Source organism: Ectorhizobium quercum, assembly GCF_026552795.1.
GTDB classification, from domain to species: Bacteria; Pseudomonadota; Alphaproteobacteria; order Rhizobiales; family Rhizobiaceae; genus Ectorhizobium; species Ectorhizobium quercum.
The window spans coordinates 481,226-504,106 of sequence record NZ_JANFPI010000004.1; the positions used below are offsets into that span (position 1 = coordinate 481,226).

Here is a 22,881-nt window from a genome sequence, read left to right on the forward strand (position 1 = left end):
AAGAAAGGCGGCATGTCGGTGGATTTCGGTCAGATCAGGCGCACTGAGCATCTTCCCGCGCGTATCGCGGTCCAGATCGCAAGCGACATTCACGACGGTCGCCTGAAGCCGGGCGACAAGCTGCCGACGGAACATTTCCTGGCCCGGTCGCTGGGCGTCAGCCGCTCGGTCGTGCGCGAGGCGATCGCGCAATTGCGCAACGAGGGGCTGGTCGAGACCCGGCAGGGCGTCGGCGCCTTCGTGACGGAGCGCCAGTCCCGCCAGATCCGCATCGGCGAGGACGAGCTGTTCGAGCGCGACAGTTTCCGCGATCTCTTCCAGCTTCGCATCCCGCTGGAAATCGAGGCCGCCGGGCTCGCCGCCGTGCATCATACGGCGGACGATCTTGCCCGCCTCGACGCGGCGCTCGACCAGATGACCGGCGCGGAGAAGTGGACCGAGCAGGGCATCGTGGCCGATCTCGCCTTCCACCGGGCCGTGGCCGAGGCGACGGGCAACGACTACTTCGCCATGTTCATCGGCTTCATCGCCGAGCGCATCAGCCTGGCGATCAACGCCGCCCGCGCCAAGGCGGTGCTGGAGGAGATCGTCAACATCACCATCGAGGAGCATGTCGTGGTGCGCGACGCCATCGCCAGCCGCGATCCGAAAGCGGCCCGCGCCGCCATGCGCCGGCATCTGCTGGGGGCGGCGGCCCGCATCGACCTGACGCTCGAAACGGACTGAGGCCTTTCCCCGGCCTGCATATGGCCGGTGGGAATTGACGATGGATAATTGCAGGGCGTGTATTTCGGCGCTGGACAGCGCAACCGAGTCCGACTAGAACATTTCCGTATGGTTGTCAGACATCCTGACAATATGGCAGGCCGACTGGAGGGTCGCCTGCGGAGGAGCAGAGGGAGGATAGCTTGGTTTCCAGGCCTTCGCTGAATGCCGGCACGATTCTGCCGGAAGACGCCGTCGACGCCGTGCTGATCGGCCGTGTGTGGTCGAACGCCGCCGGGGGGGCGAGCCCCGTCCTGGTGCGCGACGGCCGCGTGCTCGACCTGACCGCAATCGCCGCAACCGTTTCGGGCCTGCTCGAAATCGACGGCATCGCCGCAAAGCTGGCGGCGGCCGCCGATCTTGCCGATCTCGGCAGCCTCGACGATTTCCTGAACGGTGCGTCGGGCCGCCTGCTGGCGCCGGTCGATCTTCAGGCCGTGAAGGCGGCGGGCGTCACCTTCGCCGACAGCATGCTGGAGCGGGTGATCGAGGAACAGGCCAAGGGCGATGCCTCGCGCGCCAGGGCGATCCGCGAGAAGCTGGCGCCCGTCCTGGGCGACAGCCTGCGCGGCGTCGTCGCGGGCTCGCAGCAGGCGGCCAGCGTCAAGGCACTGCTTCAGGAGATGGACCTCTGGTCGCAATATCTCGAAGTCGGCATCGGCCCCGATGCCGAGATCTTCACCAAGGCCCAGCCCATGTCGTCGGTCGGCTGCGGCGACACGGTCGGCATCCACCCGATTTCCGAGTGGAACAACCCGGAGCCGGAGGTGGTGCTGGCGGTGCGCTCCGACGGCGCGATCCTCGGCGCGACGCTCGGCAACGACGTCAACCTGCGCGACGTCGAGGGGCGCTCGGCGCTGCTGCTCGGCAAGGCCAAGGACAACAACGCCTCCTGCGCGATCGGCCCTTTCATCCGCCTGTTCCACGGCGGCTTCACGCTGGAGGCGCTTTCGCGCGTGCGCGTCTCGCTGCGCGTCGAGGGCACGGACGGCTTCGAAATGACCGGCGAGAGCCCGATGGAGGCCATCAGCCGCTCGCCGGCGGACCTCGTCTCGCAGTTGCGCAACCGCAACCACCAGTATCCGGACGGCGCGGTGCTGTTTCTCGGCACCATGTTCGCCCCGGTCAAGGACCGGCGCGGCGCGGGGCAGGGCTTCACCCACGAGATCGGCGACCGGGTGGAGATCGCCACCCCGCTTCTCGGCCGCCTCGTCAACTGGGTCGACCGCTCCGACGCCTGCCCGGAATGGACCTTCGGCACCCGCGCGCTGATTGCGAACCTCGCCGCGCGCGGCCTTCTCGAAAAGGTGTGACGGCCATGATCAGGACACTCATCAACCTGTTCTTCCGGTTTCTCGAAATCCTGCTGGTGGTGATGATGGCCGGCATGGCGCTCATGGTCTTCGTGAACGTCGTCATGCGCTACGGCATGAATTCCGGCATCGCCATCTCCGAGGAAATGTCGCGCTACTTCTTCATCTGGGTCACGTTCATCGGCGCGGTGCTGGCCTATCGCGAACACCTGCATCTCGGTGTCGAAACGCTGGTCGCCAAGTTCGGGCGCACCGGCCGCCTGGTGCTGATGGCGCTTTCCAACCTCATCGTGCTCGGCTGTTCCGGCATCTTCTTCTGGGGAACCTGGGTCCAGCTTCCGATCAACACCAGCATGGTGGCCACCGTGTCCGGCCTGTCGATGGGCTGGGTCTACGGCATCGGCCTGTTCACCGGCGGCGGCATCTTCCTCATCGCGCTCGAACGCCTCGTCCGCCAGGCGACGGGCCGTATCACGGACGAGGAGATCGCCGCCTTCGCCGGCGAGAACATGAGCCTCGAACAGCTGGCGGAGCGTACCTGATGACCCTCTTCGTCTTCGTCGGATCGCTGCTTGGCGCGATGGCCATCGGCGTTCCCGTCGCCTTTTCGCTGATGTTCTGCGGCGTCGTGCTCATGTGGTACATGGACATGTTCAACTCGCAGATCATCGCCCAGAACATGATCGCGGGTGCCGACACCTTCACCCTGCTCGCCATTCCCTTCTTCATCCTGGCCGGGGAACTGATGAATTCCGGCGGCCTGTCGCGCCGCATCATCGACTTCGCCATCGCCTGCGTCGGCCACATCCGCGGTGGCCTCGGCATCGTCGCCATCCTCGCCGCCCTCATCATGTCGAGCATTTCCGGCTCGGCTGCCGCCGACACCGCTGCGCTCGCCGCCATCCTGCTGCCGATGATGGCCAAGGCCGGCTACAACGTGCCGCGCTCCGGCGGTCTCATCGCCGCCGGCGGCATCATCGCCCCGGTCATTCCGCCGTCGATGGCGCTGATCGTCTTCGGCGTCGCCGCCAACGTGTCGATCACCAAGCTGTTCATGGCCGGCATCTTTCCCGGCCTGCTGATGGGCATCTCGCTGATCGTCGCCTGGCTGATCGTGGCGCGCAAGGACAACGTCCAGCCGCTGCCGCGCACCTCGGCGAAGGAGCGTGTTCAGGCGACGGGCCGCGCGGCCTGGGCGCTCGGCATGCCGGTGATCATTCTCGGCGGTATCAAGGCGGGCGTCGTCACGCCCACGGAAGCGGCGGTGGTCGCGGCCGTGTATGCCCTGTTCGTCGGCCTGTTCATCTATCGCGAGATGAAGGTTTCCGATCTGCCGCGCGTCTTCCTGTCCGCCGCCAAGACCACCTCGGTCATCATGTTCCTCGTGTGCGCGGCGCTGGTGTCGTCCTGGCTGATCACGGCGGCCAACATCCCGGCCGAGATCACCGGCTACATCGAGCCGCTGATCGACCGTCCGAAGCTGCTGATGTTCGTCATCATGATCCTCGTTCTGGTCGTCGGAACGGCGCTCGACCTGACGCCGACCATCCTGATCCTGACGCCGGTGCTGATGCCGATCGTCCTCAAGGCGGGCATCGACCCGGTCTATTTCGGCGTGCTGTTCGTGATCAACAACTCGATCGGCCTGATCACGCCGCCGGTCGGCGTCGTGCTCAACGTTGTCAGCGGCGTGGCCCGCATTCCGCTCGGCCGCGTGACCGCCGGCGTCTGGCCCTTCCTCGTGGCGCAGACGATCGTGCTGTTCCTGCTGGTCCTGTTTCCGGACCTCGTGCTCGTACCTGCCTCGTGGCTCTATTGAGCCGCGGGTTTTCTGTCCACTTTCTCAAGCTTCGGGAGGAATGATCATGAGAAAGTTTCTGAAAGCCGCAACGGCGCTGGCCGCCGCTGCCGCCGCATTCGGCGCGGCGCCGGCCTTCGCCGAATTCAACAGCCGCAATATCCGCGTGTCGAACGGCATCAATGCCGACCATCCGGTCGGCAACGGCATCGAGGCCATGCAGACGTGCCTCGACGAGAAGTCGGGCGGCAAGCTCAAGCTGACGGCCTTCTGGGGCGGGGCGCTGGGAGGCGACCTTCAGGCCACGCAGGCGCTGCGCTCCGGCGTGCAGGAGGCGGTCGTCACCTCGTCCTCGCCGCTGGTCGGCATCGTGCCGGCGCTCGGCGTCTTCGACCTGCCCTTCCTGTTCGTCAGCGACGAGGAGGCCTATCAGGTTCTGGACGGCGAATTCGGCGACTTCATCAACGAGAAGCTCGACGCCGCCGGCCTGGTCAATCTCGCCTACTGGGAGAACGGCTTCCGCAACCTGTCGAACTCGCGGCGCCCGATCACCAGATGGGAGGATCTGGACGGCCTGAAGGTCCGCGTGATGCAGAACAACATCTTCCTCGACACGTTCGCGAATTTCGGCGCCAACGCCACGCCGATGGCGTTCGGCGAGGTGTTCTCGGCGCTGGAAACCAAGGCGATCGACGCGCAGGAAAACCCCTACGTGACCATCGACACCTCGAAATTCTACGAGGTGCAGGCCTATGTGTCCGAAACCAAGCACGCCTACACGCCGTTCCTGTTCCTCTTCTCCAAGGCGATCTTCAACACCTACACGCCGGAAGAGCAGCAGGCCCTGCGCGATTGCGCGATCGTCGGCCGCGACGTCGAGCGCGAGGTCATCGGCGATCTCAACAAGGCGTCGCTGGAGAAGATCCAGGCCGCCGGCGTCCAGTTCAACACGCTGTCGCCCGAAGAGCATGCCCGCATCCTTGAAAAGTCGCAGCCGATCTACGAGAAGCACAAGGCCGCTATCGGCGCCGACGTCGTCGACCGCGTGCTGAAGATCCTCGCCGACCTGCGCAAGTAACGGCGCGAAGAAAGGCCCGGCGGCAAAGCGCCGGGCCTTTCTGTCTGTCGACAAACGGCTCATCGCCTTCTTTCGTCATCGTCGGGCTTGACCCGACCATCCACCGAGTCGCTTGCGGCGTGGAGCCTTGGGGCTCGAGCCCGAGGGTGACGAAGGAGAGGGCTCGTAAACACGCCGAAGGCCCGGCGCTTTGCGCCCGGGCCTTTCCGTTCGTTCGTGCGGGGCGCCGCCTTTTCAGGCCGCCTTCCGTCTCTTCAACTGCTGTTCGCGGAAGAAGATGAACAGGCCGGAGCCGACGATCAGGGCGGCGCCGGCCAGCATGGCGGGTTTCGGCAGGTCGCCGAAGAACAGCCAGCCGAACAGGATCGCCCACAGCAGCAGCGTATATTGCAGCGGCGCGACGGTGGCGGCATCGGAGATCTTCAGCGCGCGGTTGACCAGCATGTGCGCCGACATGGCGACGACGCCGAGGAGCAGCATGAGGGCGACGTCTCCCGGTTCGCCGAGCGGCCGCCAGTCGAACGGGGCGACGACCAGGCCGGCGACGAGGGCGCCGGAAAGCTGGAAGAAGACCAGCGTCCTGTCCGGCGTGCCGCGCAGGCTGCGGCCCGAGATCATCATGAAGGCGAAGGCGAGCGTGCCGAGGATCGAGACGATCGCCGGCGGCGTGAACATGGCGCGCGACGGGTTGAGCGCGATGAGCACGCCGGCGAAGCCGATGGCGATGGCCGTCCACCGCCGCCAGCCGACCCTTTCGCCGAGCAGGAAGGGCGAGGCCGCCGCCACATAGATCGGCGCCGCCAGCCAGTAGGTCATGACATCGGCCAGCGGCAGGGAGATGACCGCATAATAGAAGGCGAAGACCTCGAAGGTGGAGAAGAACACACGCGCCGCCTGCATCCGCGGCTTTTCCGCCGACAGGATGGGCTTCAGCCCGGCCTTCCACAGGAAGGGCGCGAGAATGACCAGCGCGGCGACGCTGCGGATCAAAAGCACCTGACCGACGCTGTAGCTCGCCACGAGCCACTTGCCCATCGCGTCGTTGAGCGAGAACATCAGCATGCCGACGAGCATGAGCGCCGGACCGGCCATCGCCGGCAGCGCGTTGCGGGCCGCGTGCGGGCCGATGGTGGCAGACATGGATTCCTCCCGTTGGCGTGGTCTCGTTGCGGAGCGTGTGCAGTGGTTTCGCGCGAAAGGGAAGGGAGAAAACGGTGCCGCCGCCCGGTTTTTAACCGGAATCGCCCTCCATTTCCGGCCCGCCCCGGCGCGGCGCGTTCCGTCGTCGCTCCTCCTCCCGTGCCTGTGCGCCATGCGGAGGCCTCCTCAAGCCGGTGCCGCATGCGCGGCAGGCGGCCCGGAGGCCGCCTGCCTGTCTTCCCGTGTCCGGGTGCGAAGAGGCAGGACGCTCAGGCGTCGGCCCTGAACGTCTGCTTCTGCGTTCCGAGACCCTCGATACCGAGTTCGACGACATCGCCGGGCTTGAGATAGCGCGGCGGTTTCTGGCCCATGCCGACGCCGGGCGGCGTGCCGGTCGAGATCACGTCGCCGGGATGCAGCGACATGAACTGCGAGAGATAGGAGACGAGGAAGGCGACGCCGTAGACCATCGTCTTCGTCGAGCCGTCCTGCCGCGTCTCGCCGTTCACCTTCAGCCACATCGGCAGGTCCTGCGGGTCGGCGATCTCGTCCTTCGTGACCAGCCACGGGCCGATCGGGCCGAACGTGTCGCAGGACTTGCCCTTGGTCCACTGGCCCGAGCGCTCGGCCTGGAAGGCGCGCTCCGAAACGTCGTGCGACACGCAATAGCCCGCGACGTAATCGAGGGCGTCGGCCTCCGACACGTATTTGGCCGTCTTGCCGATGACGACGCCGAGTTCCACTTCCCAGTCGGTCTTTTCCGAGCCGCGCGGGATGAGCACGTCGTCGTCCGGCCCGACGATGGCCGACGTCGCCTTCATGAAGATCACCGGCTCGGGCGGAACCGCGGCACCCGTTTCGGCGGCATGGTCGGAATAGTTCAGCCCGATGCAGACGAACTTGCCGGTGCCGGCCACGCAGGGGCCGATGCGCGGCGAACCGTCCACCACCGGCAGCGTGTTCACGTCGATGGCGCCGAGCTTCGCCAGCGCATCGGGCGCGAGCACCGGCCCCGACAGGTCGGCGATCTGCCCGGACAGGTCGCGGATCGTGCCGTCCTTCGCGAGAAGGCCGGGCTTTTCGGCCCCGGCGGGTCCGTAGCGGAGAAACTTCATCTTGCTCTTCCTTTCAGATCGAATGTCTTGCTGTTCGGGGCGATGCGCCCCTCCGGAACGCCTGCCTCAAATGGACCAGCCGCCGTCGATGCCGAGCGCCTGGCCGGTGGTGTAGGTGGCGCCGGCCAGGTAGACGGCGAGGTCGGCGATCTCCTCCGGCGTGCCGAGGCGTCCCATCGGCTGGCGGGCGATGAAGGCGGCGCGCGCCTCCTCGTAATCGCCGAGCGCCCGCATGCGGCTTTCGAGCGACGGGCTTTCCACCGTGCCGGGGCAGATCGCGTTGCAGCGGATGCCGCGGGCGACGTAATCGGCGGCGACCGATTTGGTGAGGCCGATCACGGCCGCCTTGGTTACGCCGTAGGCGCAGCGGTTGGCAACGCCCTTGGCGCTGGAGGCGATCGAGGCCATGTTGATGATCGAGCCGTCGCCGCGCTCCAGCATGCCCGGCAGCACCGCCTGGATGGTGCGGATCATGGCGCGCACGTTGAGGTCGAAGGCGAAATCGAGATCCGCGTCCGTGACCTCCAGCACCGTGCCGCCATGCACGACGCCAGCGCAGTTGAAGAGGATGTCGACGCGCCCGACCCCGGCGAAGAAGGCCGCCACCGCCTCCGCGTCCAGCACGTCGAGCCTGACGGGATGGATATTCGCCTCGCCGCGAAGCGTCGCCAGTGCGTCGCCGTTGATATCCGCCGCATGGACCGTGGCGCCCGCCGCCGCGAACGCCCGGGCGCTGGCCCGGCCTATTCCCTGTCCCGCCGCGGTGACGACGGCGATCCTGCCTGAAAGTGTAGCCACCAAAACTCCTCCCGTTATTGTCATGTTGTCCGACAACAATTTGGTGATACCGTACATTTACCGCCTTTGCCGGAGAGCGCAATCCCCCGGATATGGCGAAACGGTACTATTTTATGGGGCCTGTTCCGGCCGTGCGAAAGCGTATTTCGATATAGCAGAACTGGTATATTCTGTTGCGGCAATTCGATTTGCCTGCCATGTCGTGAGGTTTTATTGCTTGCGCCGGAAAAACCGGCGGTCAGCCCGGCGGGGAATCCCTGCGCCGCCGGAAGGAGGTTGCGCATGGATATTTTCGATCACACGCCCTGCGAGCTCGGGGAAGGGGCCTTCTGGCACCCGGAGCGCGGTACGTTCTTCTGGTTCGATATCATGAACCGGACGCTTTACAGTCATTGCGGCGGCGGCGTCGAGGCGCACGACCTTCCCGCCCTGTTTTCCGCCGCCGGCTGGATCGACCGCGATGCGCTGGTGCTGTCGGGCGAGAACGGGCTGTTCCGCTACGATCTCGGCGAGCGCCTCTTGTCTCCGCTCGCCGCCATCGAGGACAACGATCCCTGGACGCGCTCCAATGACGGGCGAACCGATCCGTGGGGCGGATTCTGGGCCTCGACGATGGGAAAGAAGGCGGAACAGGGCGCAGGCTCCATCTACCGCTATTATCGCGGCGGCCTGCGCCGGCTGCACGAAGGCCTCTCCGTTCCCAACGCCATCTGCTTCGACGCGGCCCGCTCGTTGGCCTATTTCGCCGATTCCGAACGCAAGACCGTCTGGCGGCAGGCCTGCGACACCGCGACCGGCTGGCCGGCGGGCGTGGCCGAGATCTTCCTCGATCTCAGGCACGAGAACCTGGTGCCGGACGGCGCCGTCACCGATGCCGGCGGCAATCTGTGGATTGCCCATTGGGGGGCGGGCATGGTGGCGCGCTACAGCCCGCAGGGCGAGCGGACCGCCACCGTTGCCGTGCCCGCCACGCAGGCGAGCTGTCCGGCCTTCGGCGGGCCGGAGCTTGCGACGCTCTACGTCACCACGGCGCATGAGGGCATGGACGAGGCCGCCCGCGCGGCGGACGTGCATGCCGGCAAGACCTTTTACACGGCCGTCGAGGCGCGCGGCGTGCCCGCGCCGCAGTTCATTCCGTAAACGGCGGCGCGCCGCCTCTCAATCGTGGAAGGCGTCCGTCACCTTGCGCCGTCCGAGCAGGAAGGCGTCGGCGACGTGAACGAGCGGCGCGAGGTCGAAATCCGACCGGCCGTTCGCCACGAGCGAGACGAAATGGCCGTAGAGGGTGCGGTATTCGCGGTCTTCCTCGGCCATGCGCTCGACGCCATCGACCGAAAGCCGACTGCCGCCGAGGGAAAGTTTCAGCGTGCCCTCGTCGGTGACGACGACGATGTCCCAGGTCTGCGGCCCGGTCTGGCGGAAATCGAACGATGCCGCGACCGGAATGCCGGAATCGGTGCTGAAGGCGAGTTCGGCGGCGATCGGCGCGGCGCGGTTTTCCGGGAATTCCAGCGTCGCCCCTGTCAGGTGCATCGCTTCCGGCAGGATGCGGGTGACGATGGAGAGCGCGTTGATGCCGGGGTCGAACACGCCGAGACCGCCCGGTTCCCAGATCCATTGCTGGCCGGGATGCCAGTGGCGCACATCCTCCTTCCATTCGATCCTGACGGAGCGGATCGTCTTGCCGGACAGGAGGGCGCGGGCCGGCTCCACGCCGGCGGCGGCGCGCGAATGCCACGTGGTGAAGATGGTCAGGCCGCGGTCCTCCGCCAGCCGCCCGAGCGCCTCGACCTCGGCCACCGACATGCCCGGCGGCTTTTCGAGCATCAGGTGCTTGCCGGCGAGAAGGGCGGCGCGCGCCTGCTCGAAGCGGCCCTGCGGCGGCGTGCAGAGCGAAACGGCGTCGATGGCCGTGCCGCTGGCCAGCAGGGCGTCGATGTCGTGGAAATGCGGCAGGTCCGGCAGGCCGGCATTGCGGCTGGCGATGGCCGCCAGTTCGATGCCGTTTGTGGCGGCGATGGCGGGCAGGTGCTGGTCGCGGGCGATCTTGCCCAGGCCGACGAGGCCCAGTCTGATGGTCATGGAAATCTCCTCCCGGGCGGACGGCGAAACCGGCCCTCCGCTTCCTCGCAGGCACATTAGCGAGGCCGGACGACCGGCGTCAATCCGTTGCGCGGATTCGAAAAAGATATTTCTTTCAATATGATAATTCTGGTATGTCGCCCTGCCGTCCGGTTATGCGGAGCCAAGGAAGGTTTCGGCGACATAGTCGAAGATCAGCTTCAGCGACAGGATCATCAGCGCGATCTGGATCAGCCGGAAGAACAGCCAGTCGGGAATGAACTCCGTCAGCTTGCGGCCCGCCACGGTGCCGGCGATGGCTGCCGGCACCAGCCACAGCACCAGCGGCGTGTCGAAGCGCGAGAACTGCCCGAGCTGCCAGTAGGGAACGAGCTTCACGGCGTTGACGATGGCGAAGAGGATGGTGGACGTGCCGGCGAAGGACATCTTTTCGAGCTTCTGCGGCAGCACGTACATCTGGAAGGGCGGGGCGCCCGTGTGGGAGACGAAGCTGGTGAAGCCGGTGAGCGCGCCCCAGAAGATGCCGCGCGGCACATCCGCCTCGCGCTGGCTCGCCCGGAACCGCGCGCCGAACCACACATTCAGGCAGAACAGCACGCCGACCAGGCCGACCAGCAGACCGATGAAGGCCGGGGACAGCGAGGAGGAGAAGAACCAGCCGATGGCCACGCCGAGAATGGCGGCGGGCGTGAGGATGACGAGATTGCGCATCGAGAAGTCGCGCCGGTAGAGATAGAGCCCCACCAGGTCACTCGCCACGAAGATCGGCAGGAGCAGGGCCGCCGCCGTCACCGGCGACATCACCATCGCCAGAAGCGGCACCGCGATCGCTCCGACGGAGGGCAGGCCGCCCTTCGACAGGCCGACGAGAAACGAGGCGAGGCAGGCCAGCGCGACGATGGCGGGCGTGTGTTCGATCACGTTCATGGGTGAGAGCCGCCCTGTGCGCGGATCCGGGGAATGGGGATTCGGGTCATGGTCGAAACTGTTCTGCCGCGCCGGTTTGCTGGATGTCCTCGGCTTCACCATTACGGTGGACGCGGCAGGCGCGCAACAGCGATCCTGCCGCCGCCGCATCTGTCCAGCGGAATGTTGCCGGCACGCTCCGGCGGTGTCGGTGCGCCCGTCGTCTGCGTCTATTTGCCGAGGCCGCCCGACTGGCCCTTCAGGCCCGGCGCGCATATGCTGGCGACACCGGCATGGGGAGGCCGGGGCGACCTTGAGGGTTGGGGAGGGCAGCATGGACACGACCGCGACCGGCGCATTTCTGGAGACGGTCCATCCGTATGACGGTCTTTCGCCTGCCGCCTTCGAGCGGGTGCTGCGGCAGGTCAGCCGCCACGACATTCCTGCCGGAAGCCCCGTCTATGGCCATGCGGACCGTCTGGCCGGCCTCTACATCGTCATGGAGGGCAGGGTGGAAATCCGCGACGCCTCGGGCGCGCTGATCTCGGAGCTTGTCCCCCGCGACTGGTTCGGCGAGCGCGGCCTTCTGGCCGACGGCCATGCCGCGACCGCCGCGAAGGCGCTGACGGACGTCAGCCTGCTTCTGGTGCCGGCCGATGTCTTTCGCCGTCTCGTGGAGGAGGAGCCGGCCTTCGCCCGCCTTTTTGCCCGTCCGGCCGACGGGACCGGCGAGCGGAGCGGCGACATGGCCACCCGCAAGGCCGGCGAGCTGATGTCGACGCCGCCGCTCGTCTGCGCGCCGCAGGATACGGTGCGCACGGCGGCGGAGACCATGCGCGACCGCAAGGTCTCCTGCCTCGGCGTTGTCGACGGCGGCCGCTTCGCCGGCATCGTCACCCTCCGGGACCTGACGACGCGGGTGCTGGCGGCCGGGCTCGACCCGCAGGCGACGCCGGTTTCGGCGATCATGACCCGCGATCCCGTCGGGCTCGCCCCGGGCGATCTCGGCTCCGACGTGCTCCACCTGATGCTGGAGCGGGGCATCGGCCACCTGCCGGTGGTGGAGAACGGCCGGCTGGTCGGCATGATCACCCAGACGGACCTGACCCGCCTTCAGGCCATCTCCCCCGTGCAGTTCATCCGCGACATCGCCCGCGCCCGGCAGATCGGCGAATTGCAGGCGACGACGGCGCGCATCCCGCAGCTTCTGGTCCAACTCGTCGGCGGCCACGGCCCGCACGAGGTGGTGACGCGGCGCGTGACCGACATCGCCGATGCCGTCACCCGCCGCCTGATCGCGATGGCCGAGGAGCGGTTCGGGCCGCCGCCGGTTCCCTATCTCTGGCTCGCCTGCGGCAGTCAGGGGCGGCAGGAGCAGACGGGCGTCAGCGATCAGGACAATTGCATCCTCATCGACGACGGCTACGAGGAGGAGCATCGCGCGTGGTTCGAAAACCTCGCCGGCTTCGTCTGCACCGGCCTGAACGCCTGCGGCTACGTCTTCTGCCCCGGCGACATGATGGCCACCAATCCGCGCTGGTGCCAGCCGGTCCGGGTGTGGCGCGGCTATTTCCGCGACTGGATCGCCCGGCCCGATCCGATGGCGCGGATGCTGTCGAGCGTCATGTTCGATCTGAGGCCGATTGCCGGAACCGCGTCGCTGTTCTCGACGCTCCAGGCCGAGACGCTCGGGCTCGCCGGCAACGATTCGATCTTCGTCGCCCACATGGTCGCCAACGCGCTGAAGCATGCGCCGCCGCTCGGGCTGCTGCGGGGCTTCGCGACCCTGCGCAGCGGCGAGCATCGCAACCGCATCGACATGAAGCACAACGGCGTCGTGCCGGTGGTCGATCTCGCTCGCGTCTATGCGCTGGTCGAGCGGTTGACCCCTGTCAACACCCGGGCGCGGCTGCTGGCGGCGGAAGCCGCGAACGTCATTTCCGGCGGCGGTGCCCGCGACCTCGTCGCCGCCTACGACCTGATCGCCGAATACCGGCTGCGCAACCAGGCGGCGCAGGTGAAGGCCGGCGCGCAGCCGGACAATTACCTCGATCCGTATGAACTGGGCGAATTCGAGCGCTCGCAGCTTCGCGACGCCTTCGTCATCGTCCGCACCATGCAGGCCGCGCTCGCCAACCGGGGCGTGGCGCCGGTCTAGGTCCTGACTGCCGGCCTGACTCCGGGCCTGACACTTTGGGCTTATGTCCTTCCCGGCGCAAAGCGGCTACAGATTTTCGGGACCGGGCGTTTGGCGGGGGAGCCGGAGGAGAAGATTGCGAAGGGGCATGCCGTGGGCGTGAGACTGGGGTTGCGCATCCGTATCCTGCTGTTCTTCGTCGCCATCGCGGCGGGCGTGGTGGCGATGACGGCGCTCGGCCTCTTTCTGGCGCGGAGCCGGATGGAGGACGCTGCGGCTTTCGACGCGCTGGTTCAGGGCGCCATCGTCGCGGTCTTCGGCATGTGCGGCCTGATCGCGTGGATCTGGCTCCTGTTCGACACCCATGTGGCGCGGCCCATCGAGGCCATCGCCTCGGCCATGCGCGCGCGCCTCCATGCCGATATCGCCGCCGGCATGGACCCCGCAGAAGGGCGCTATCTGGGCGATCTTGCGGCCGCCGCCTCCGCAACGGCCGCCCGGCTGGCGGAGGACCGCAACGCGACGGCCGAAAGCATCGCGCGCGAAACGGCGCGGCTTTCCGCCGACAAACGCCGGCTGGAGCATCTGCTGGCCGACGTGCCGCCGGCGGTTCTTCTCTGCACGGGCCGTCACCGGCTGGTGTTCTACAACGGCGTCGCCCGGCAGCTTCTGGTCGATGCCGGACAGCCGGTCTGCCTCGACCGCAGCCTGCTCGACTATCTGGGCGACGGCGCGGTGCGCCAGGCCCATCGCCGGCTGGTGGAGGCGGGCTCCCGGCAGGCGGTGATCGAGTTCGCCGCCGCGACGCCCGCCGGTTCCCGGCGTCTGGCGGCCCGCATGCGCCTTGCCGCCGACAATGGCGGCGATGACGGCGCCTATGTGATGACCCTGCGCGACATGACGGCCGAGATTGCCGGCTCCGGCCAGCCGGGCGAGCGGGACCGGGACGAGCCGCTTCATGATGTCGTCTACGATTTCGACCTTCTGGCCCGCGCCCCGCCGCAGACGATCGCCGGCGCCCGGATCGAGGACCTGACCTATGTCGTGTTCGATACGGAAACGACCGGCCTGCTGCCCGATCAGGGCGACGAGGTGGTGCAGATCGCCGCCGTGCGCATCGTCGCCGGCAAGCGGGTCAGGGGGGAGGCCTTCGACATGCTGGTCAATCCGGGCCGGCCCATCCCGCCCGGCGCGACAGCCATTCACGGCATCACCGATGCGATGGTTGCCGGTGCGCCGCGCATTCTCGACGCCGTGGAGCGTTTCCACCGCTTCGCCGAGGGCGCCGTCCTCGTGGCGCACAACGCGCCTTTCGACATGGCATTCCTTCGCCGGCGCGAAAGGCAGATCGGCAGGCGCTTCGACAATCCGGTCCTCGACACGGTGCTGCTTTCCGCCGCCGTCTTCGGCCGCGGGGAGGAGCATTCGCTCGACGCGCTCGCCGCCCGCCTCGGCGTCGACCTTCCGGCGGAGCGGCGGCACACGGCGATGGGCGACGCCGAGGCGACGGCGGACGCCTTCCTCAAGCTCACGACCATTCTCGCCGGCAAGGGGCTGACGCGTTTCGGGGACGTGCTGGCGGAGGCGAGGCGGCACGGTCGGCTGGCGAAGGACCCGGACGGCACGAGCGCGGCCGGCTGACGGAACGCCGTCAGCCGGTCATGTGCAGCGCGCTGTAGCGGCTGCCCTTGCGGGCGATGAGGTCCGCATGGCTGCCGTCCTCGACGATGCTGCCGTTTTCCACCACGAAGATGCGGTCGGCGCCGGCGATGGTGGCGAGGCGGTGGGCGATGATCAGCGTCGTGCGCCCGTTCGCCAGTTCGGCCAGCGATTGCTGGATCGCCTTTTCCGTTTCCGTGTCGAGCGCCGAGGTCGCCTCGTCGAGGATCAGGATCGGCGGGTTCTTCAGGAAGATGCGGGCAATCGCAAGGCGCTGCTTCTGGCCGCCGGACAGCTTGACGCCGCGCTCGCCGATCACGGTGTCGAGCCCCTCGGGAAGCGTTTCGATGACGGTGTCGAGCCGGGCGCGGCGGGCGGCCTCCAGAATATCCGCCTCGCTCGCGCCGAGCCGGCCATAGGCTATGTTCTCGCGGATCGTGCCGGCGAAGAGGAAGACGTCCTGCTGGACGATGCCGATGTTCGAGCGCAGCGACTTCAGTGTCAGGTCGCGGATATCCGTGCCGTCGATGGTGATCGCGCCGCCGGTGACGTCGTAGAAGCGCGGCAGGAGCGAGCAGATCGTCGTCTTGCCCGCCCCCGAGGAGCCGACGAAGGCGACGGTCTGGCCGGCGGCGACCGAAAAGGACACGCCGTTGAGCAGCGGCGCATCCTCGTTGTAGCCGAAGCGCACGTCGCGGTAGACGATATCGCCCTTCAGGCGCCCGGCGGCCGTGGCGCCGTCGCGGTCGGTGATGTCGGGCCTCGTTTCCAGAAACGCGACGTAGCGCTGGAAGCCGGCCACGCCCTTCGGATAGGTCTCGATGACCGAATTGATCTTGTCGACCGGGCGGAAGAACACGTTGACCAGCAGGAGGAAGCCGACGAAGCCGCCGGCGCTCAGGTCTCCGCGCACCACGAACCACGCCCCGGCCAGCATGACGACCACCTGAACGAAGCGCATCGACATGTAGGACAGCGAGGTGGAGGCCGCCATCACCTTGTAGGCGGCAAGCTTGGTGGCCTGGTAGTTGCGGTTGCTTTCGGCGAACAGCCGGCGCTCGTGGTCCTCGTTGGCGAAGGCCTGGACGACACGGATGCCGCCGACATTTTCCTCGATGCGGGCGTTGAACTCGGCGACGCGGCCATAGAGCGCGTGCCAGGTCGAGGTCATGCGCAGGCCGTAATGCGTCGTGACCCAGGCCGTCAGCGGCACGATCACCGCGGTGATCAGCGCCAGCGGCACATGCACGGAGAGCATCAGCAGGAAGGCGCCGATCAGCGTCATCATGGCGATGAACAGGTCTTCGGGGCCGTGATGGGCGACCTCGCCGATCTCCTCCAGATCCTTCGTCAGCCGCGCCACCAGATGGCCGGTCTTCTGGTTGTCGAAATAGCCGAAGGAAAGCTTTTGCAGATGGTCGAAGGCCTTGCGCCGCATCTCCGTCTCGATGCCGATGCCCAGCATGTGGCCCCAGTAGGTGACGATGAGCTGCAACCCGGCATTCACCAGATAGATCACCAGAAGGCCGGTGGCGGCCAGCGCGATGAGGCCGAGCTGGCCGGTCGGCAGCAGCCGGTCGATGAACAGGGTCACGGCCACGGGAAAGGCCAGTTCCAGCAGACCGGCGGCGACGGCGCTGCCGAAATCGAGGGCGAACAGGCCGCGATGGGGCCGGTAATAGGCGGCGAACCGTTTGATGAGGGCAGTTTTCGTCATGTTCTCGTCTGTTGCCGGTGAACATATCGCTGGCGGGAAGGACAGCAGGGCCTTTTCGCAGATCGGACCCCGCCGGGTAAAGGGCGCAACCGGTGAAAATCGTCAATCTTTCGTGCCGGAGGTTCAACTTGATTTTCTAGACCGGATGGTCTAGAAAAAGCCATGCCGATATCCGCCAGACGACCCGTTTCCGCCAGTCGAGGCCGGCCCGCGCTCAATCGCGAGGATGCCGACGTCTACCGGCGGCTCATCCGGGCCGGGCTGGCGCACCTGACGGAGAAGGGCTATTCGGCCGTCAGCCTCGATGAAATCCTTCAGGCCGCCGCCGCGCCCAAGGGCAGTTTCTACCATTATTTCAGGTCCAAGGCCGATTTCGGCAGCCGGCTGATCGCCGCTTACGACGAGTATTTCGTCGGCAAGCTCGAGGGATGCCTGTCGAACGAGGCCTTGTCGCCGCTGGAACGGCTGCGCGCCTTCACCGCCGATGCGGAACGGGGGATGGAGCGGCACGGGTTTCGCCGCGGATGCCTCGTCGGCAATCTCGGGCAGGAGATGGGCGCGCTTCCCGAGCCGTTCCGCGACCAGCTCGTGCGGATCCTGCAAGGCTGGCAGGAGCGGACGGCGCGCTGCCTGCAACTGGCCCGCGACCGGGGCGAACTCGGCGCGCATCATTCGCCCGAAGCGCTGGCCGCCTATTTCTGGATCGGCTGGGAAGGGGCGGTCCTGCGCGCCAAACTGGAGCGCCGGGCCGAGCCCCTGCACATCTTTTCCGACATCTTCTTCCGATCACTCCATCCCTGAAGCGAGGATCTCCATATGTTCGACGCCATTCTGATCGACAAGAGCGAGGAAGGGCAGAGCGTTTCGCTCGTCAAGCTTTCTCCCGAACAACTGCCGGAAGGCGATGTTCTGGTGGACGTCGCCTATTCGACGCTGAACTACAAGGACGCCCTTGCCATCACCGGCCGGTCGCCGATCGTGCGCAGCTTCCCGATGGTGCCGGGCATCGACTATTCGGGCGTGGTGGCCGAGAGCGCCCATCCCGATTACAAGCCGGGCGACCGGGTGGTGCTGAACGGCTGGGGTGTCGGCGAAAAGCACTGGGGCGGGCTTGCCGGGCAGGCGCGCGCCCGGGGAGAGTGGCTGGTGCCCCTTCCCGAGACGATCGGTCTCCGGCAGGCGATGGCGATCGGCACCGCCGGCTACACCGCCATGCTGTCCGTCATGGCGCTGGAACGGCATGGCGTAACGCCGGACAAGGGCGAGATCGCCGTGACGGGTGCCGCCGGCGGCGTCGGCAGCGTGGCGACGGCCCTGCTGGCCGCGGCAGGCTATGACGTGGCTGCCGTCACCGGCCGGCCGGAGGAGGCGGACTATCTCCGGAGCCTTGGCGCCCGGTCGATCGTCAGCCGCGGCGAGCTGACGGAAAAGGGCCGGCCGCTCGCCAAGGAGCGCTGGGCCGGCGCCGTCGACGTCGCCGGCGGCACGGTGCTGGCGAACGTGCTGGCCTCGATCCGGCACCGCGGCGTCGTGGCGGCCTGCGGCCTCGCCGCCGGCATGGACCTGCCGACGACCGTCGCGCCGTTCATCCTGCGCGGCGTGACCCTGGTGGGCATCGACAGCGTGATGTGCCCGCGCCCGGAACGGCTCGAAGCCTGGCGGCGCCTGTCCGAAGGCCTCGATCTGAAAAAGCTCGACGCGATCACCACCGAGGTGGCCCTCGGCGACGTCATCGCAACGGCGCCGACGCTTCTCGAAGGCCGGGTTCGCGGGCGGATTGTCGTGCCGGTCAATCCGGGGCTCGGCTGAGGGCCGGCCCCGCACGTATGAGGCGTTCTCCCGTCAGCCCGCCTTGCCTGCGAGCGCTGCCTGCCGCATCTGCGACAGCGTCTGCCGGGGCGTGAGCGCCTCGGCGGAGACGTCGAGATCGAGCAGCGCGCCGGTTTTCGAGGCGAGGGCGCGGGCGAAGGCGGCGGGGAAGCCGTCCGTGGTTTCCACCCGCTCGGCATGGAAGCCGTAGGCCTTCGCCAGCGCCACGAAATCCGGGTTCACCATGTCCGTGCCCGAGACGCGGGCGGGATAGTTGCGTTCCTGATGGGCGCGGATCGTGCCGTAGATGCCGTTGTTGACGAGAAGGATGATCGGCTGCGCCCCGGCCTGAAGCGCCGTCGCCAGTTCCTGGCAGTTCATCTGGAAATCGCCGTCGCCCGCGAAGCAGACGACGGTGCGCTGCGGATGGGCGACCTTGGCGGCGATGGCGGCGGGAACGCCGTAGCCCATCGCGCCCGATTGCGGCGCCAGAAGCCGCGCCTTCGCGCCGAACTTGAAGAACTTGTTCGGCCAGACCGTGAAGTTGCCCGCGCCGTTGGTGAGGATCGCATCGTCGGCCAGCGTGTCGCGCAGATGCGCCGTGACCTTGGCCATATCGACCGGCGAGGGCTGTTCCGGCGCCTCGAAGGAGGCTTCCCACGCCGCGCGAGCCTCCCGCCGCCAGCCGGCCCAGCCGCCCCGGACCGGGGAAAGGGCGGCGGCGAAGGCGTTCGGCCCGGCCTGGATGCCGAGCGCCGGCTGGTAGATCTTGCCGATCTCCAGATCGGAGCCGTGGACATGGATCAGCGTCTGTTTCGGAGCGGGCACGGACAGCAGCGTGTAGCCGTCGGTGGTCATTTCGCCGAACCGGACGTTGACGGCCAGAATCGTATCGGCCCCGGTGATCAGGCGGCGCACATGGGCCGGCATGCCGACCCCGGCCTCGCCGCAGAAGACGGGCGAGAAATTGTCGAACTGGTCCTGATAGCGGAAGGCCGCGACGACCGGAATGTCGGAGGCTTCCGCGAAGGACTGGAGTGCCGCGGCACCCCCGGCCTTCCAGTTGCAGCCGCCCATGAGGATGAGGGGGCGTTGGGCTTCTGCAAGGAGGCCGAGGGTTTTCGCGATGGCCGCGCCGGACGGCACGGGCTCATCGACCCCGTTGAAACCGGCAAGCGGCTCGCTGTCGGTCAGCGAGGTCAGCATGTCTTCCGGCAGGGCGACGACGACCGGGCCGGGCCGGCCGGAGAGCGCCGTGCGCCAGGCGCGGCCGAGGATTTCCGGGATGCGCTCGACCCGGTCGATCTCGACGGCCCATTTGGCCACGGTGCCGAAGACGGCCTTGTAATCGACTTCCTGAAAGGCTTCGCGGCCTTTCATGTCGGTTCCGACTTGTCCGACGAAGAGGATCATCGGCGCGCTGTCCTGCATGGCGGTGTGGACGCCGATGGAGGCGTTGGTCGCGCCGGGGCCGCGCGTGACGAAGCACAGGCCGGGCTCGCCGGTCAGCTTGCCGTAGGCCGCCGCCATGAAGGCCGCGCCGCCCTCGTTGCGGCACAGCACGTAATCCAGTTGGCCTGCCGTGTCGTGCAAGGCGTCCAGAACGGCGAGATAGCTCTCGCCCGGCACGCCGAACCCTTTTCTCGCTCCGAGCGCCACCAGGCACTCGACGAGCAATCGTCCTCCGTTACGCATGTCACTCCTCGATCTTTTGCTGGGCGCGCCGCGGCGCCGGATGGCGGACGCCATGCTCCCGACACGGCGTTTTTTTCTGGAAACCGGCCCGCGGGAGCCGGCCGGATGTCAGTGTTCGGCGTGGAACCGGTTGAGGAACGCCTTGAGGCGCTCGTTCGACGGATGGCGCAGGATGTCGCCGGGGGCGCCGATCTCGGCCATAACGCCGTCGTTCATGAAGCCCACGCGGGAGGAAACGTCCGCCGCGAAGGCCATTTCATGCGTCACGAGCACCATCGTCATGCCTTCGGCGGCGAGCGAGCGGATGACGTTCAGCACCTCGCCGACGAGTTCCGGGTCGAGTGCCGAGGTCGGTTCGTCGAACAGCATGACCTGCGGCTTCATGGCCAGCGCCCGGGCGATCGCCACGCGCTGTTTCTGGCCGCCGGAGAGCCGGGCCGGATGCGCGTCGGCCTTTTCGGAGAGGCCTACCTTGGCGAGAAGGTCCATCGCCAGCTCCTTCGCCTCGGCGACGGGCGTTCCCCGGGCCTGCACCGGGCCTTCCATGACGTTGGCGAGCACCGTCATGTGCGGGAAGAGGTTGAAGTGCTGGAACACCATGCCGACGTCGCGGCGCAGCGCGGCGAGCTGGTTGTCCTTTGGCGGCCTTTGAGCGGCGGCAAAGGAAAAGCGGTGGCCGCAGATGTCGATGAAGCCGTCCTTGGGCGTTTCCAGAAGGTTCATGCAGCGCAGGAACGTCGACTTGCCGGAGCCGGAGGCGCCGATCAGCGTCACGACCTCGCCGCGCGCGACCTTCAGCGACACGCCCTTCAGCACGTCGTGCGAGCCGAAGGACTTGAAGATGCTTTCCGCCTGAAGGATGAAAGAGGGGTTTGGTCCGGTCATCGATGGGCTCCCATACGGCGCTCCAGCCGGTCCGCCGCGAGCGTGAGCGGCAGCAGGACGATCAGGTAGAGGGCGGCGATCGTCGTGTAGACTTCGAGCGGGCGATAGCTGGCGGCGGTGATGACGGAGCCCTGGTAGAGCAGGTCGCCGACCGCCACGACGGAGACGAGCGAGGTGTTCTTCAACTGGAGAACCGTCTGGTTGATGAGCGAGGGGATCATTACCTGCACGGCCTGCGGCAGGACGATGCGCCGGAAGATCCGGCCTCTCTTCATGCCGAGCGCCCGGCCCGCCTCCCACTGGCCGCGGTCGACGGCCTCGATGCCGCCGCGGAAGACTTCCGCATAGAACGAGCCGGCATAGAGCGACAGGGTGAGGAAACAGGCCGTCGCCGCCGTCATGTCCACGCCGATCAGGACGGGAAGGGCGTAATAGACCCAGACGAGCTGCACCAGAAGGGGGGTGCAGCGGAACACCTCGATATAGGCCCGCAGGGGCAGGGAGAGCCATCGCCCCCCGCCGCTGCGCAGGATTCCGACGACGAGGCCGATGATCAGGCCGGTGATGACGGTGGTGATCGTATAGAACACCGTCGTCAGCAGGCCCTGGCCCATCAGCCCCCAATAGGGCCGGAGCGCGGTGAAATCCCATTCATACATGCGCATGCCTCTTCGAGCATTTCGGGGAAATGCGTAAAAACAAAGGATGGAGCGTTTCCGCCACTCCGTTCCACGGCAGGCGACGCGCTATGGCGCCGCCCTTTCCGCCCCGCCGCAAGAAGGAGGGGCGAAACGCTGCGGCATCAGCCCTCTTTCTTTCTCCGCGGAGACGATGCCCGCAGGGCGGGCGAGGGGCCGGCCCGTATCGCGGGCCGTGGCTCCGTGACAGGCGGAAATCTCTAGAACTGGACTTCCGGCGGCAGGTCGTCCGCGGTGATGCCGACGGTTTCGAAGCCGGACAGCATCCATTCGCGCATCTGGCCGATGGAGCGGTTGTAGTCGGCCCAGACGGAGAGGAACGTCTTGAAGCGCAGGTCCTGCTCGGTGCGCAGGCCCATGTTGGTCGGCAGCGTCAGCAGCGGCTGCGGCACGGCGAGGCCGCCGAGGTTCGGGTTCTTCTTCAGCGTCGAGATCGCCAGAACGGTCAGCGAGACGTTGCAGTCGGCCCGGCCGGTGGCGACCGCCATGATGGCCTCGTCGCGGTTCTTGAAGCCGAGGATCGTGGCGTTCGGGCAATAGCGGCGCGCGATCAGGTCGTGCGTGGAGCCGGTGTCGACGGCGATCCTGACCTCGGGCTTGTCCAGTTCCTTCCACGTGGCCGGCTTGGCGAAATTCTTGCCGGTGATGACCATGAAGGAATGGATCAGGATCGGGGTCGAGAAATCGATGACGAGGGCGCGCTCCGGCGTCGGGTTGACGGCGAAGGCGAGGTCCACCTTGTTGCCCTGAAGATCCGTCACCTGCGTGCCCCAGGTCGATTCCACGAATTCGGCCTTCGCACCGAGCTTGTCGGCGATGTCGCGGGCCATCTCGACGCAGGCGCCGGACCATTCGCCGGAGGCGAGGTCCTTGTGGAAATACGGTTCCTGGCCGACGATGACCGCGACGCGCAGCACGCCCGAAGACTTGATCCTGTCGATGGTCGAGGCGGCGCCCTGGGCTGCGGCCGGAGTGGCGGCGACGGCTGCGGCGGCGCCGACGCCGCCAAGGGCGAGAGCGCCCAGCATATCCCTGCGGTTCATGGATTTCCCTCTGATGGTTGGTTGGCTGCGAAAGGCCCCCGGAAGGGGTCGGACGGTTGCGATTATCCTGTATTCAGAACAAAATGCAATATCGTATGTCGGGGATGATGAAGATTTTTATGCAAAGGGAAAATCGGCTTAAAAAATATGCAAGTGATTGCAATATCGCCATTATTTTCCGATGCAGAAATTTCTTGCAAGCAACATTCAATTCTGTATACAGATTTGAACGCCATCGCTGAA

The 22,881-nt window shown here is 67.0% G+C and carries 20 protein-coding genes; 10 read left to right on the top strand and 10 right to left on the bottom strand.

What is annotated here, in order from left to right; all coding sequences use genetic code 11:
- The first annotated feature begins 12 nt into the window (after nt 1-12).
- The 5 genes from NOF55_RS14560 (at nt 13) to NOF55_RS14580 (ending at nt 4,954) form a co-directional block, all read left to right on the top strand.
- On the top strand, nt 13-726 hold the full coding sequence (locus NOF55_RS14560) for a FadR/GntR family transcriptional regulator (protein ID WP_306412112.1): 714 nt from the start codon (nt 13-15) through the stop codon (nt 724-726).
- A 182-nt stretch (nt 727-908) separates the two neighbouring features.
- Nucleotides 909-2,078, top strand: coding sequence for a fumarylacetoacetate hydrolase family protein (locus NOF55_RS14565; RefSeq protein WP_306412113.1), 1,170 nt, complete (start codon nt 909-911; stop codon nt 2,076-2,078).
- 5 nt (nt 2,079-2,083) lie between these two features.
- Nucleotides 2,084-2,620, top strand: a complete 537-nt coding sequence (locus tag NOF55_RS14570; RefSeq protein WP_370868983.1) for a TRAP transporter small permease — start codon at nt 2,084-2,086, stop codon at nt 2,618-2,620.
- A complete protein-coding gene (locus tag NOF55_RS14575) occupies nt 2,620-3,897 on the top strand; it encodes a TRAP transporter large permease (protein ID WP_306412114.1) in 1,278 nt (425 codons plus the stop codon). The genes NOF55_RS14570 and NOF55_RS14575 overlap by 1 nt, the downstream gene beginning before the upstream one ends.
- Before the next feature lie 46 nt (nt 3,898-3,943).
- Entirely contained in the window at nt 3,944-4,954 is a 1,011-nt protein-coding gene (locus NOF55_RS14580; protein WP_306412115.1) for a TRAP transporter substrate-binding protein, read from the top strand.
- Between the two features lie 234 nt (nt 4,955-5,188).
- Here the strand turns inward: NOF55_RS14580 and NOF55_RS14585 are convergent, their stop codons facing one another.
- The 3 genes from NOF55_RS14585 to NOF55_RS14595 all read right to left on the bottom strand — a co-directional run bounded on the left by NOF55_RS14585 (nt 5,189) and on the right by NOF55_RS14595 (nt 8,031).
- The gene (locus tag NOF55_RS14585) at nt 5,189-6,094 is read right to left on the bottom strand and encodes a DMT family transporter (RefSeq protein ID WP_370868984.1); all 906 of its coding nucleotides are present in this window, start codon (nt 6,092-6,094) and stop codon (nt 5,189-5,191) included.
- A 269-nt stretch (nt 6,095-6,363) separates the two neighbouring features.
- Complete coding sequence (locus tag NOF55_RS14590) at nt 6,364-7,209, bottom strand: fumarylacetoacetate hydrolase family protein (protein WP_306412116.1); 846 nt, start codon at nt 7,207-7,209, stop codon at nt 6,364-6,366.
- Nucleotides 7,210-7,275: 66 nt separating this feature from the next.
- Entirely contained in the window at nt 7,276-8,031 is a 756-nt protein-coding gene (locus tag NOF55_RS14595) for an SDR family oxidoreductase (RefSeq protein WP_370868985.1), read from the bottom strand.
- Nucleotides 8,032-8,289: 258 nt separating this feature from the next.
- On the opposite strand from NOF55_RS14595, the gene NOF55_RS14600 reads away from it, so the two are divergent.
- Nucleotides 8,290-9,147, top strand: a complete 858-nt coding sequence (locus NOF55_RS14600) for an SMP-30/gluconolactonase/LRE family protein (protein WP_306412118.1) — start codon at nt 8,290-8,292, stop codon at nt 9,145-9,147.
- Between the two features lie 18 nt (nt 9,148-9,165).
- Here the strand turns inward: NOF55_RS14600 and NOF55_RS14605 are convergent, their stop codons facing one another.
- A complete protein-coding gene (locus NOF55_RS14605; protein ID WP_306412119.1) occupies nt 9,166-10,089 on the bottom strand; it encodes a Gfo/Idh/MocA family protein in 924 nt (307 codons plus the stop codon).
- 153 nt (nt 10,090-10,242) lie between these two features.
- Nucleotides 10,243-11,010: a sulfite exporter TauE/SafE family protein gene (locus NOF55_RS14610; RefSeq protein WP_306412226.1), complete on the bottom strand. Its 768-nt coding sequence runs from the start codon at nt 11,008-11,010 to the stop codon at nt 10,243-10,245.
- A gap of 319 nt (nt 11,011-11,329) precedes the next feature.
- Between NOF55_RS14610 and NOF55_RS14615 the strand changes: the two genes are divergently transcribed.
- Together NOF55_RS14615 and NOF55_RS14620 are read left to right on the top strand one after the other, a co-directional pair.
- Nucleotides 11,330-13,153 (top strand): DUF294 nucleotidyltransferase-like domain-containing protein, encoded by a 1,824-nt coding sequence (locus NOF55_RS14615; protein ID WP_306412120.1) that lies wholly within the window; start codon nt 11,330-11,332, stop codon nt 13,151-13,153.
- Between the two features lie 132 nt (nt 13,154-13,285).
- On the top strand, nt 13,286-14,773 hold the full coding sequence (locus NOF55_RS14620) for a 3'-5' exonuclease (protein WP_306412121.1): 1,488 nt from the start codon (nt 13,286-13,288) through the stop codon (nt 14,771-14,773).
- A 10-nt stretch (nt 14,774-14,783) separates the two neighbouring features.
- Here NOF55_RS14620 and NOF55_RS14625 read toward each other — a convergent pair whose 3' ends face one another.
- The gene (locus NOF55_RS14625) at nt 14,784-16,508 is read right to left on the bottom strand and encodes an ABC transporter ATP-binding protein (RefSeq protein ID WP_306412122.1); all 1,725 of its coding nucleotides are present in this window, start codon (nt 16,506-16,508) and stop codon (nt 14,784-14,786) included.
- Nucleotides 16,509-16,670: 162 nt separating this feature from the next.
- Here NOF55_RS14625 and acuR point away from each other — a divergent pair, with 162 nt between their 5' ends.
- Nucleotides 16,671-17,309, top strand: coding sequence for an acrylate utilization transcriptional regulator AcuR (gene acuR / locus NOF55_RS14630; protein WP_306412123.1), 639 nt, complete (start codon nt 16,671-16,673; stop codon nt 17,307-17,309).
- Between the two features lie 15 nt (nt 17,310-17,324).
- The gene (gene acuI, locus NOF55_RS14635; protein WP_306412124.1) at nt 17,325-18,317 is read left to right on the top strand and encodes an acrylyl-CoA reductase (NADPH); all 993 of its coding nucleotides are present in this window, start codon (nt 17,325-17,327) and stop codon (nt 18,315-18,317) included.
- Nucleotides 18,318-18,350: 33 nt separating this feature from the next.
- On the opposite strand, the gene NOF55_RS14640 is transcribed toward acuI, so the two are convergent.
- The 4 genes from NOF55_RS14640 to NOF55_RS14655 all read right to left on the bottom strand — a co-directional run bounded on the left by NOF55_RS14640 (nt 18,351) and on the right by NOF55_RS14655 (nt 22,638).
- Nucleotides 18,351-20,012 (bottom strand): thiamine pyrophosphate-binding protein, encoded by a 1,662-nt coding sequence (locus tag NOF55_RS14640; RefSeq protein ID WP_306412125.1) that lies wholly within the window; start codon nt 20,010-20,012, stop codon nt 18,351-18,353.
- Between the two features lie 108 nt (nt 20,013-20,120).
- A complete protein-coding gene (locus NOF55_RS14645) occupies nt 20,121-20,897 on the bottom strand; it encodes an amino acid ABC transporter ATP-binding protein (RefSeq protein WP_306412126.1) in 777 nt (258 codons plus the stop codon).
- Nucleotides 20,894-21,556, bottom strand: coding sequence for an amino acid ABC transporter permease (locus NOF55_RS14650; protein WP_306412127.1), 663 nt, complete (start codon nt 21,554-21,556; stop codon nt 20,894-20,896). Before NOF55_RS14650 ends, NOF55_RS14645 begins: the two co-directional genes overlap by 4 nt.
- 239 nt (nt 21,557-21,795) lie before the next feature.
- Complete coding sequence (locus NOF55_RS14655) at nt 21,796-22,638, bottom strand: transporter substrate-binding domain-containing protein (protein WP_306412128.1); 843 nt, start codon at nt 22,636-22,638, stop codon at nt 21,796-21,798.
- Nucleotides 22,639-22,881 lie beyond the last annotated feature (243 nt).

Bases quoted from the DNA above. Each gene is read 5' to 3' on its own strand.
- NOF55_RS14625 (WP_306412122.1), bottom strand. From the start codon at position 16,508: ATGACGAAAACTGCCCTCATCAAACGGTTCGCCGCCTATTACCGGCCC.
- NOF55_RS14645 (WP_306412126.1), bottom strand. From the start codon at position 20,897: ATGACCGGACCAAACCCCTCTTTCATCCTTCAGGCGGAAAGCATCTTC.
- NOF55_RS14640 (WP_306412125.1), bottom strand. From the start codon at position 20,012: ATGCGTAACGGAGGACGATTGCTCGTCGAGTGCCTGGTGGCGCTCGGA.
- NOF55_RS14580 (WP_306412115.1), top strand. From the start codon at position 3,944: ATGAGAAAGTTTCTGAAAGCCGCAACGGCGCTGGCCGCCGCTGCCGCC.
- NOF55_RS14650 (WP_306412127.1), bottom strand. From the start codon at position 21,556: ATGTATGAATGGGATTTCACCGCGCTCCGGCCCTATTGGGGGCTGATG.
- NOF55_RS14655 (WP_306412128.1), bottom strand. From the start codon at position 22,638: ATGAACCGCAGGGATATGCTGGGCGCTCTCGCCCTTGGCGGCGTCGGC.
- NOF55_RS14615 (WP_306412120.1), top strand. From the start codon at position 11,330: ATGGACACGACCGCGACCGGCGCATTTCTGGAGACGGTCCATCCGTAT.
- NOF55_RS14590 (WP_306412116.1), bottom strand. From the start codon at position 7,209: ATGAAGTTTCTCCGCTACGGACCCGCCGGGGCCGAAAAGCCCGGCCTT.
- acuR (WP_306412123.1), top strand. From the start codon at position 16,671: ATGCCGATATCCGCCAGACGACCCGTTTCCGCCAGTCGAGGCCGGCCC.
- NOF55_RS14570 (WP_370868983.1), top strand. From the start codon at position 2,084: ATGATCAGGACACTCATCAACCTGTTCTTCCGGTTTCTCGAAATCCTG.
- NOF55_RS14595 (WP_370868985.1), bottom strand. From the start codon at position 8,031: ATGACAATAACGGGAGGAGTTTTGGTGGCTACACTTTCAGGCAGGATC.
- NOF55_RS14605 (WP_306412119.1), bottom strand. From the start codon at position 10,089: ATGACCATCAGACTGGGCCTCGTCGGCCTGGGCAAGATCGCCCGCGAC.
- NOF55_RS14560 (WP_306412112.1), top strand. From the start codon at position 13: ATGTCGGTGGATTTCGGTCAGATCAGGCGCACTGAGCATCTTCCCGCG.
- NOF55_RS14585 (WP_370868984.1), bottom strand. From the start codon at position 6,094: ATGTCTGCCACCATCGGCCCGCACGCGGCCCGCAACGCGCTGCCGGCG.
- NOF55_RS14575 (WP_306412114.1), top strand. From the start codon at position 2,620: ATGACCCTCTTCGTCTTCGTCGGATCGCTGCTTGGCGCGATGGCCATC.
- acuI (WP_306412124.1), top strand. From the start codon at position 17,325: ATGTTCGACGCCATTCTGATCGACAAGAGCGAGGAAGGGCAGAGCGTT.
- NOF55_RS14600 (WP_306412118.1), top strand. From the start codon at position 8,290: ATGGATATTTTCGATCACACGCCCTGCGAGCTCGGGGAAGGGGCCTTC.